The following is an 8990-nucleotide window of genomic DNA, read 5'->3' on the forward strand; positions in this document are numbered from 1 at the left end:
GGGGCGCGCTGGGGGGCGGTTGGCCGCCCCCCCGGCGCGGTGACTCAGAGCAGGATGCGTTCGATTCCGCCCGCGTTGGCTTTGCCGACGTAGTCGGCCATCCAGTTTTCGCCGAGCAGCTTGCGCGCCATTTCGACGACGATGTAGTCGGCCTGGGTGCCGGCGTCGTCGTTATAGCGCGACAGGCCCTGCAGGCAGGACGGGCACGAGGTGAGCAGTTTGACGTCGCCGGCGAAACCGTCGGCACGCAGCTTGGCCGCGCCTTGCTCGATCACTTCCTGCTTGCGGAAGCGGACCTGGGTCGAGACGTCGGGGCGGGTCACCGAGAGCGTTCCGGATTCGCCGCAGCAGCGCTCGGAGAGTGCGACCGGCTGGCCCATCAGCTGGTTCGCCGCCTTGATGCCCGACATGGTGCGCATCGGCGCGTGGCAGGGTTCGTGGTACATGTAGCGCACCCCGTCGACGCCATCGAGGCGAACGCCCTTCTCGAGCAGGTATTCGTGGATGTCGAGCAGGCGGCAGCCGGGGAAGATCTGCTCGAACTGGTACTTCACGAGCTGATCCATGCAGGTGCCGCAGGAGACGATCACCGTGTTGATGTCGAGGTAGTTGAGGGTGTTGGCGACGCGGTGGAAGAGCACCCGGTTGTCGGTGGTGATCTTCTGCCCGAGGTCGGCTTCGCCGGCGGCGATTTGCGGGTAGCCGCAGCACAGGTAGCCGGGCGGCAGCACGGTCTGGGCGCCGACGTGGTAGAGCATGGCCTGGGTGGCGAGGCCGACCTGCGAGAACAGACGCTCGGAACCACAACCGGGGAAGTAGAAGACGGCGTCGCCGTCGTAGTCCGCGGCATTGACCTTGCGCGGGTCGCGGATCACCGGGACGATCTTGTCGTCTTCAATGTCGAGCAGCGCGCGTGACGTGCGTTTCGGCAGCCCGCCGGGCATCGGCTTGTTGAGGAAGTGGATGACCTGGGCGCGCACCGGCGGTTTGCCGACCGTGCTCGGCGGCTGCTTGGTCTGGCGCTGGAGGACGCCGAGGCCGAGCGACTTGACGAACTTGTGCGCCAGGCGCTGGCCGGCGTAGCCCCACTCGATCATGGTCTTGCGCATCAGGCGGATCGTCGCCGGATCGGTCATCGTCAGGAAGGCCATGGCCGCGGCCTTGGCGGGGACGATTTTCTTCTTGCCCTGTTCGCGCAGGAAGTTGCGCATGCGGATCGAGACGTCGCCGAAGTCGATGTCCACCGGGCAGGGATTGACGCACTTGTGGCAGATCGTGCAGTGGTCGGCGACGTCGTTGAACTCGTCGAAATGCTTGAGCGAGATGCCTCTGCGGGTTTGCTCCTCGTAAAGGAAGGCTTCGATCAGCAGCGAGGTGGCGAGGATCTTGTTACGCGGCGAGTAGAGCAGGTTGGCGCGCGGCACGTGGGTCGAGCACACCGGCTTGCATTTGCCGCAACGCAGGCAATCCTTGACCATCGTCGAGATGTCGCCGATCACCGACTGTTCCATGATCAGCGATTCGGTGCCGAGCAGCGAGAACGACGGGGTGTAGGCGCGCGACAGGTCGCCGCCGGGCATCAGCTTGCCCTGGTTGAAGTGGCCGTTGGGGTCGATGCGTTGCTTGTAGGCGCGGAAGGGGGCGATCTCGGCTTCGCTCAGGAATTCGAGCTTGGTCATGCCGATCCCGTGCTCGCCCGAGACGACGCCGTCGAGTGCGCGCGCCAGGGCCATGATGCGGTCGACGGCGCGGTTGGCCGTCTGCAGCATGGCGTAGTGATCGGAGTTCACCGGGATGTTGGTGTGCACGTTGCCGTCGCCAGCGTGCATGTGCAGGGCGACGAAGACGCGCCCGCGCAGCGTTTCCTTGTGCAGTCCGGTGAGGCGTTCGAGCACCGGGCGGAACAGGTTGCCGTCGAAAATCGTTTCCAGCAGCGGCTTGAGCTCGGCCTTCCACGAGGCGCGCACTGAGTGGTCTTGCAGGCGGTGGAAGAGCGTCGGCTGCGGCGCCTTGTTGCTGAGGGCGCCGGCTTCGATGCCACGGGCCGCGAATTCGGCTTCGGCGGCGACGAGCGGCGTGTCGAGGTGGTCAAGCAGCCATTGCCAGCGTTCGCGCACGCCAGCGATGGTTTCGAGCGCGGCCTGGCGGCGGTCGCCGATCAGCACGGCGCGGTCGAGGTCGGCATCGCCCTGGTGCAGCGGCAGTTCGCCGGCGAGGAAGTCGGCGAGCGCGTCGCACAGGGCGATCTTGTTGCCGAGCGAGAGTTCGATATTGATGCGCTCGATGCCGTCGCAATAGTCGCCCATGCGCGGCAGCGGGATGACCACGTCCTCGTTGAGCTTGAAGGCGTTGGTGTGGCGGGAGATGGCCGCGGTGCGCGAACGGTCGAGCCAGAATTTCTTGCGCGTGTCGGCGTCGATGGCGATGAAGCCTTCGGCCGAGCGCAGGTTGCACATGCGGACCACCTCGGAGGCGGCGGCCATCACCGCGGCTTCGTCGTGGCCGACGATGTCGCCGATCAGCACCATCTTCGGGCGCCCGTGGCGCTTGGCCTTCGTGGCGTAGCCGATGGCTTTGACGTAGCGCTCGTCGAGGTGCTCGAGGCCCGCGAGCAGCACGCCCTGGGCGTTGCCGGCGCCACCGGGCTTGAAGTGATCGGTGATCTCGACGATTGCCGGAACGGCGTCGCGCACCTGGCCGAAGAACTCGAGGCAGACGGTGCGCGTGACCGGCGGCATCTGGTGCAGCACCCAGCGCGCGGCGACGATCAGGCCATCGGTGCCTTCTTTCTGCACGCCGGGCAGGCCGCACAGAAATTTGTCGGTGACGTCCTTGCCGAGGCCCGCTTTGCGGAAGGTGCTGCCCGGGATTTCGAGGATTTCGACTTCACCGCGCGGCGTCTTGCCGTCGGCCGCAAAACGGCGGATTTCGAAGCGAGCGAGCGCTTGCTCGTGGATCTTGCCGAAGTTGTGGTTGAGGCGGGTGACTTCGAGCCATTGACCGTCGACGTCGACCATCTTCCACCAGGCCAGGTTGTCGAGCGCGGTGCCCCACAGGACGGCTTTCTTGCCGCCGGCGTTCATGGCGATGTTGCCGCCGACGCACGAGGCGCTGGCCGAGGTGGGGTCGACGGCGAAGACGAAGCCGGCGTTGGCGGCGGCGTCCGAGACGCGGTCGGTGACCACGCCAGCGCCGCTGCGGATCGTCGCGTAGGGGCGGTCACAGCCGGGCAGGGTCTGCATTTCGACCGGGCCGAGGTCGATCAGTTTTTCGGTGTTGATCACCACCGAGCGCGGGGTGAGCGGAACGGCGCTGCCGGTGTAGCCGGTACCGCCGCCGCGTGGGATGATGGTCAGACCGAGTTCGATGCAGCCGCGCACCAGGGCGGCAATTTCTTCCTCGGTGTCGGGGTAGAGGACGACGAAGGGGTATTCGACACGCCAGTCGGTGGCGTCGGTGACGTGGCTGACGCGCGCCAGCCCGTCGAAGGCGATGTTGTCGCGCCGAGTGTGGCGGTTGAGGGCCTTGAGCACGCGCTTGCGCAGTGCCGCGGTGTCCTCGAAATGACGCTCGAAGGCGTCGACCGCCGTGCGGGCGGCGGCGCACAGGCGCAGGACGGCGTCGTTGCCCTGGCGGCGTTTGTCGATCTCGCCCAGGCGGTGGCGCAGCGCGCCGATCAGCGCATTGCGGCGCTCGCGGCTGGTGAGCAGGTCGTCTTCGAGGTAGGGGTTGCGCTGCACGACCCAGATGTCGCCCAGCACTTCGTAGAGCATGCGCGCCGAACGCCCGGTAACCCTTTGGCTGCGCAGTTCGTCGAGAATCGCCCAGTGTTCGGCGCCGAGCAGGCGGATGACGATTTCACGGTCGGAAAACGAAGTGTAGTTATAGGGGATTTCGCGCAGGCGTGTGTTCATGGCGTTGCTGTGCATCTAAAGGCGGCATTCTAACTGATCGACCGGAAAAGCTTGCCAAATGTGACTTCCTCCCTTGTTTGCGGCACGGGATATGCAGTTACAATGGCTGCGACTGTTTGGCTGGTCCGCAACGGCGGACGCGAGTATTCCCTTGACTGCTAACGACGCAAAAAGTGCAACCGAAAACGGCGGTCTCGCACGCGAAGGCTTCGCGCTGCGCGAGGATCTGCTGCACCACGATCCTCTGCTCGCCTGCCTGGTCGAGCTGACCCACCTGCATGGCCGCCCGAGCACCCGGGCGGCGCTTTCGGCCGGCCTGCCGCTGGAGAACGGCTGCCTGACGCCGTCGCTGTTTGCGCGCGCCGCTGCGCGCGCCGGCCTGTCGAGCAAGATCGTGCGCCGAGCCTTGCCCGACATCGATCAGGCCCTGTTGCCGGTGATCCTGCTGCTCAAGGGCGACGAGGCGTGTGTCCTGCTCGGCTGGAGCGCCGACGGGGTGAACGCCCGCCTGCTCTTCCCGGAAAGCGGGCAGGGCGAGGTGACGCTGGCGCGCGAGGAACTGCTGGCGCGCTATCTCGGCATCGCCCTCTTTGCGCGGCCTCGCTTCGCCTTCGACGCCCGCGCGCCGGAGGTGGGCAAGGTCGTGCAGCGGCACTGGTTCTGGGGGGCGATCTTCGAGCAGTCCGGGGTGTATCGCGATGTGCTCTGGGCGGCCCTCCTGATCAACCTGTTCGCGCTGGTCATGCCGCTCTTCTCGATGAACGTGTACGACCGCGTGGTTCCGAACAACGCCACCGACACCTTGTGGATGCTGGCCCTCGGCCTGCTGCTGGTGTTCGGCATGGACTTCATGATGCGCCTCCTGCGCGGGCACTTCATCGACCTGGCGAGTGCGCGCATCGACGTGAAGCTCTCGGCGCTAATCATGGAGCGCGTGCTCGGGATGCGCCTCGAGGCCAAGCCCGCGTCGGTCGGTTCGTTTGCGTCCAACCTGCGTTCGTTCGAGTCGGTGCGCGATTTTATCGCCTCGGCGACGGTGACGGCGCTGATCGACTTCCCCTTTGCGCTGATCTTTTTGCTGGTCATCCTCTGGATTTCCTGGCCGCTGGTGCTGATCCCGGTGATCGGCCTGATTGCCGGGCTGATCTACGCCTACGTGATTCAGCACAAGATGCACGAGCTGTCGGAAACGACTTACCGCGCTTCGGCGATGCGCAATGCGACCCTGGTCGAGAGCCTGACCGCACTGGAGACGATCAAGACCCAGGGCGCCGAGGGCGTGGTGCAGAACAAATGGGAGGGCGCGACGGCCTTCCTCGCGCGCACCAACGCCCAGACCCGGCTGTTGTCGGCGTCGGCGAGCAACGGCGCGCAGATCATCGCCCAGCTGGTCAACGTGATGCTGATCGTCGGCGGGGTCTATCTCATCGAAGCGCGCATGCTGTCGATGGGCGGCCTGATTGCGGTGACCATGCTCGGCGGGCGGGCGATCGCGCCGCTGGCGCAGGCGGTCGGCTTGCTGATGCAGTTCCAGGGTGCCCGCCTGTCGCTGGAGACGCTGGACAAGCTGATGGCGCAGCCGGTCGAGCGCCCCGATGCTACGGCCTTCGTGCATCGCCCCGAGCTGGCCGGCGAAATCGAGTTCCGCAACGTCTCGTTCACCTATCCGCAGCAGGCCGAGGCCGCCCTGCAGAATGTCTCGCTGCACATCGCTCCGGGCGAGCATGTGGTCATCCTCGGGCGTACCGGTTCGGGCAAGACGACGCTGCAGAAACTGATGCTGGGCTTGTACGCGCCGTCCGACGGCGCGGTGCGCATCGACGGTATCGACCTGCGCCAGCTTGATCCGGCCGACCTGCGCCGCAACGTCGGCTTCGTCGGTCAGGACGCGACACTGTTCTACGGCACGCTGCGCGAGAACATCGCCATCGGCGCGCCCTACGCCGACGATTCGGCGATCGTGCAGGCGGCCGAGGTGGCCGGGCTCACCAAGTTCGTCAACCGCCATCCCAAGGGCTTTGACATGCTCATCGGTGAGCGCGGCGAGTCACTCTCCGGCGGGCAGCGCCAGGAGGTGGCGATCGCCCGCGCGGTGCTGCTCGATCCGCCGGTGCTGCTCTTCGATGAGCCGACGAGCGCGATGGATTTTTCGACCGAGCACGCCTTCAAGGAGCGCTTGCGGCGTTACGCGGCGCACAAGACGGTGGTTATTGTCACCCACCGCACCAGCCTGATCGACCTGGCGACGCGCATCATCGTCGTCGACGAAGGCCGGATCGTCGCCGACGGGCCGCGCGAGCATGTGGTCGCGGCCTTGCAGGCCGGGCGCGTCGGAAAGGCCGGACAATGAGCGCGCGCACCACGCCGCGCCTGATCGCCGCCGGCAAAAAAATCGTCGGCGCGCTCGAACGCGTGCGCGTTGGCGTTCAACCGCGTGTCGACGCCTGGTTGGCGCGCATGGCGGTGGCTGAAAAGCAGCGCGAACAAGGCGGTTTCGAAGCCGACACCGACTACGCCATCCTGCAGCAGGAGCCGCTGCGTGCGCGCATTTTGCTGCGCAGCATCGGCATCGCCGTGGCGATCGGGGTGATGTGGGCGGCGGTGAGCCGGGTCGATGAGGTGACGCGGGGCGAAGGCAAGGTGATTCCGTCGCGCCAGCTGCAGGTCTTGCAAAGCCTGGACGGCGGCGTGGTCGAGGAAATCCTGGTGCGCGAGGGCGACATCGTCGAGGCCAACCAGATCCTGCTGCGCATCGACCCGACGCGCTTTACTTCCTCGGTGCGCGAGAACCGAGTGCAATACACGGCCCTGGTCGCCAAGGCTGCGCGCCTGCGTGCGCTCTCCGAAAGCGGGGAGTTCAGCGTGCCGCCGGAAGTCGAGAAGGAAGACCCGAGAACCGTCGAGGAAGAGCGGCGACTGTTTGAATCGCGGCGCAGCGAGCACGAAACGGCGCTGGCCATTGCCCGGCAGCAGCTTTCGCAGCGCCAGCAGGAACTCGTCGAACTGCGTGCCAAGCACGAACAGGCGGCCAAGGCCTACGAACTCTCGGCCAAGGAGCTTTCGGTGACCAAGCCGCTGATCACTTCGGGGGCGGTTTCGGAGGTCGAAATCCTGCGCCTCGAGCGTGACGTCGGGCGTTTCCGCGGTGAGCGCGACATGGCCTCGGCGCAGATTTCGCGCGTGCAGGCGGCGATCACCGAGGCTAACCGCAAGATCGAGGAGGTTGGGTTGGCCTTCCGCAACGAGGCCGGAAAAGAGCTGGCTGAAACGATGGCCAAGCTCAACAGCCTTGCCGAAGGCAACGTCGGCCTGGCTGACAAGGTGACGCGCGCGGTGCTGCGCGCGCCGGTTCGAGGGACGGTTAAGCGCCTTTTGATCAACACCGTCGGCGGGGTCGTCCAGCCGGGCAAGGACGTCGTCGAGGTGGTGCCGCTCGAAGACAATCTGCTGCTCGAGGCCCGCGTCCAACCGCGCGACATCGCCTTCCTGCGCCCCGGCCAGAAGGCGATGGTGAAGTTTACCGCCTACGATTTCTCGATCTACGGCGGGCTCGAAGGCAAGCTCGAGCACATCGGTGCCGATTCGGTCGTCGACGAAAAGGGCAATGCCTTCTACATCGTGCGCGTGCGCACCAACCAGCCTTCGCTCGGTAACAACCTGCCGGTGATTCCGGGCATGGTGGCCGAAGTGGACATCGTGACCGGCGAAAAGAGCGTGCTCACCTACCTTCTCAAGCCGGTCTTGCGCGCCCGGGCGCGCGCCTTCACCGAGCGCTGAGCATGCCGGTGATTTTTCTCTCCCTGGACGCCCGGCAGCGCGAGGCGTGGAGCGAAGCCTTCGTGGAAGCGCGGTGCGCGCGCTTTGACGCGCCGACGATTGCGGACGGTCAGGCACCGGTGTTTGCCTTGTTGCCCGGAGGACAGGCGCCCGAGCCGTGGCTCCGGCACTTGCGCAAGCGCCTCGGCGCCCGGCCGCTGATCGTCCTCGCCGACGAGCCGAACGACGATGACGCGCTGGCCGCGCTGGCCGCTGGCGCGGCCGGCTATTGCAATGGCCATGCGGCGCCCGAAGTGCTGCGCCAGGTCGAGCAGGTGGTGCGCCACGGCGGGGTCTGGGTCGGGCAGGGCTTGATGCAGCGCCTGCTCGGCGCCACCGCGCGGCTCATGCCGGCGCCTGTGAGCGGCGAGGCGTGGCGTCCGCGGCTCTCGCTGCGCGAACAGGAGGTTGCGCAGCTGCTGGCGCGTGGGAGCAGTAACAAGGAAATCGCCCGCCAGCTCGAGATCACCGAGCGTACGGTCAAGGCCCATGTCAGCGCCATGCTCGAGAAACTCGGCGCGCGTGACCGCCTGCAGCTGTCGCTGATCGTCAACGGTGTTGAAACGCCGCGCTGATCCGTTCGTCCCTCGCATTTCCAGGCGCGGCCGCCGATTGTACTTCGGTACAGTAGGCGGCCGTTTCGCCTTTGGCTATCGTCTCGCAATCCGTCATTCCGTCTTGCGAGTTCATCATGGCCAACACCGTTCCCGTCGCCCGCGTTTCCGCCCTCCAGGGTCAAGCCTACGCCAAGGACAAGGCCGGCAACCTGCGCCCACTGCAGGTCGGCGACCCGATCTACGAAGGGGACGTGGTCTTGGCCGCCGAGGGCAGCCGGGTCGAGCTGGCGAGCGACGACGGCCGCAGCCTGGTCCTGCGCGCCAACGAAGTGCTGACCGTCGACGCGGAAGTCGCCGGCGCGGACAAACCCGACGCTACTGATGCCGCGCTCCAGGTTGGCGGCGCCGACGTCAACCGCGTCATCCAGGCGATCAACCAAGGCGGCAGCCTCGATGCACTGCTCGAAGAGACGGCCGCCGGCGACAGCGGCAGCGGCGCCGACGGCGGGCCCTCGTTCGTACGGTTGTTGCGCATCAGTGAGAGTGTCGATCCGTTGAATTTCGAATTCGACAGCGCGAGGGCTGCGGTGGTGGATGAGGTTTTGAGCGGTGGCGACAGTGGCGGGATAAGTGGGGGGAGAGCTTTTGCCGACGCCAATGAAAACGTCACGATTGACGAAGACAGCAGCGCCAGCGGCAACGT

At 66.4% G+C, this 8990-nt stretch carries 5 protein-coding genes; 4 read left to right on the plus strand and 1 reads right to left on the minus strand.

Annotated elements, in window-relative coordinates:
* Nucleotides 1–44 precede the first annotated feature (44 nt).
* Nucleotides 45–3914, minus strand: a complete 3870-nt coding sequence (locus QMB55_RS04780; protein ID WP_497587532.1) for a DUF3683 domain-containing protein — start codon at nucleotides 3912–3914, stop codon at nucleotides 45–47.
* 151 nt (nucleotides 3915–4065) lie between these two features.
* Here QMB55_RS04780 and QMB55_RS04785 point away from each other — a divergent pair, with 151 nt between their 5' ends.
* From QMB55_RS04785 to QMB55_RS04800, 4 genes are all read left to right on the plus strand, one after another.
* A complete protein-coding gene (locus QMB55_RS04785; RefSeq protein ID WP_497587533.1) occupies nucleotides 4066–6264 on the plus strand; it encodes a type I secretion system permease/ATPase in 2199 nt (732 codons plus the stop codon).
* Nucleotides 6261–7691 carry an HlyD family type I secretion periplasmic adaptor subunit gene (locus tag QMB55_RS04790; RefSeq protein WP_497587534.1) on the plus strand — a complete coding sequence of 477 codons (1431 nt, stop codon included), beginning with the start codon at nucleotides 6261–6263 and terminating at the stop codon, nucleotides 7689–7691. Before QMB55_RS04785 ends, QMB55_RS04790 begins: the two co-directional genes overlap by 4 nt.
* 2 nt (nucleotides 7692–7693) lie before the next feature.
* The gene (locus tag QMB55_RS04795) at nucleotides 7694–8305 is read left to right on the plus strand and encodes a helix-turn-helix transcriptional regulator (protein ID WP_497587535.1); all 612 of its coding nucleotides are present in this window, start codon (nucleotides 7694–7696) and stop codon (nucleotides 8303–8305) included.
* A 116-nt stretch (nucleotides 8306–8421) separates the two neighbouring features.
* Nucleotides 8422–8990, plus strand: a 569-nt coding sequence (locus tag QMB55_RS04800) for a retention module-containing protein (RefSeq protein WP_497587536.1), incomplete at its 3' end; no start/stop codon positions are given.

This window comes from Propionivibrio sp. (assembly GCF_041441355.1).
Classification (GTDB): domain Bacteria; phylum Pseudomonadota; class Gammaproteobacteria; order Burkholderiales; family Rhodocyclaceae; genus Propionivibrio.

Excerpts from the sequence above, each read along its gene's own strand:
- QMB55_RS04780 (WP_497587532.1), bottom strand. The coding sequence starts at position 3,914 with ATGAACACACGCCTGCGCGAAATCCCCTATAACTACACTTCGTTTTCC.
- QMB55_RS04795 (WP_497587535.1), top strand. The coding sequence starts at position 7,694 with ATGCCGGTGATTTTTCTCTCCCTGGACGCCCGGCAGCGCGAGGCGTGG.
- QMB55_RS04790 (WP_497587534.1), top strand. The coding sequence starts at position 6,261 with ATGAGCGCGCGCACCACGCCGCGCCTGATCGCCGCCGGCAAAAAAATC.